Source organism: Thermogutta sp., from assembly GCF_014359955.1.
In the GTDB taxonomy this organism is placed as follows: Bacteria; Planctomycetota; Planctomycetia; order Pirellulales; family Thermoguttaceae; genus Thermogutta.
The window spans coordinates 1-1,611 of the sequence record NZ_JACIYL010000912.1 but is presented as its reverse complement, the minus strand read 5'-3'; the positions used below and the strand labels follow the sequence as shown (position 1 = coordinate 1,611).

The 1,611-nt window shown below is 57.4% G+C and carries 1 protein-coding gene and 1 pseudogene; both read left to right on the top strand.

The window, feature by feature from the left end:
• Positions 1-356: 356 nt before the first annotated feature.
• A complete protein-coding gene (recR, locus tag H5U08_RS18145; protein WP_297036363.1) occupies positions 357-956 on the top strand; it encodes a recombination mediator RecR in 600 nt (199 codons plus the stop codon).
• A gap of 221 nt (positions 957-1,177) precedes the next feature.
• Positions 1,178-1,611, top strand: a pseudogene (locus tag H5U08_RS18140) (RNA polymerase sigma-54 factor); the annotation flags it as partial.

Below are 1,611 nucleotides of genomic sequence, written 5' to 3'. Positions count from 1 at the left end.
AGAGAGACCTGCCAGGCAGGTCCGTTTTTTCGCATTGGAGAATCGGTTCCGTTCCGTCACGCATTACGAGCGCCCGCTTGCGGGAAAAAGCGGTCAGTTTTCCCGCACATTCTGGGGGGAGTGGCCCTCTTCCAGCCCTCCCTAAGGCCCACCTCCGACCTCGGATGGAAGCAACGCGCCAGGCTCAACCCCCGTTTACCGCGGTTTAATCCGCTGGGAAAAAAAGGTAGAATTCTTTAGCCTGACCGCGGTGTTGCCGGCCGTGTTCCGAGGCACTCATTGAAAGCAGACCGACCTGGGTCGGAAGCGTGCCGACTCAATCGACACACGCGGTACAGGTGAAAGAGGAGGTTCCGGTGGCAGAATTGACAGAATCGGTCACTCGGTTGATCGAACACCTGACGCGGCTTCCCGGAATTGGTCGGAAGTCCGCGGAGCGGATCGCCTATCATCTCCTGCGGGTAAGCAAGGACGAGGCCCTCGCGCTTGCCGAGGCAATTCGGAACGTCAAAGAAAACGTCCACTACTGTACAGTATGTTACAACCTGGCCGAGGGGGAACTCTGCCGAATCTGCCAGGATCCCACCAGGGATCGTGGACTGCTTTGTGTCGTGGAGCAACCCCAGGATTTGATGGCCATCGAACAGACGGGGGCCTACCGCGGACTGTATCACGTTTTACTGGGTCGGATCTCCCCGCTAGACGGCATCGGCCCCGAACAACTGACGATCGACGCGCTGGTCGAGCGGGTCCGCCAGGGCCAGATTCGGGAGGTCATCATGGCGACCAACCCGACTGTGGAGGGAGACGGCACCGCTCTGTACATCTCCAACCAACTCGCAGACTCGGGGGTCACCATCACCCGACTGGCAAGAGGAATCACCCCGGGGAGCGTCATCCAGTTCGCCAATCGAGAGATTTTGACCGATGCTTTAATGGGACGACAGAAATTGTGACTTTCAGCACCATATTGACGCATCATACTGATGATGACGAAACCCACCCATCGAACATCCTGGTTTGCGTGGGGAGTTGGAGAGCGCATCCGCGAGGGACACCGGGGGAGACACCACGTGTTGTACTGCGAAACATTGAACCGATTGGGTGGGATAGCTCGTCAGTATCCAAGGGAGGCTTTCCTCAAAGTTCCGCTTTTCAGGGAGTTGAGGCCTGAACCATGAGAATGTCACTTGGCCATCATTTAAGACAGGTCCAAAAGCAGGTTCAAAAGCAGATCCTTTCGCCACGGATGATTCAGTCCATGGAGATTCTGCAGCTTCCCCTCCATGACCTGGAGCAACGGGTGGCGCAGGAGCTCGCAGAGAATCCCGCCCTGGAAATCGAAGAATCCCAGGAACAGGAACTCGAGGAAGAACCCCGGCTGGAGGAAGAGGAAGAACGCACGGATACCGTCCGCTCCGATCTGGAACGCGAGTTCGTCGTGAACGAGGAAAATTCCGCGGAGGAGTTCAGCCGGCTCGTCGAAATGGAGAGGGAGATTCCGGAGTACTTCGAGGAGGAAATGAGCCGTCCTTCGCGAGACAGGATCGAGGAGTACTCCGAGCGCTACCACGATATGATGGCGAATCTCCCCGACCACAACCCCACGCT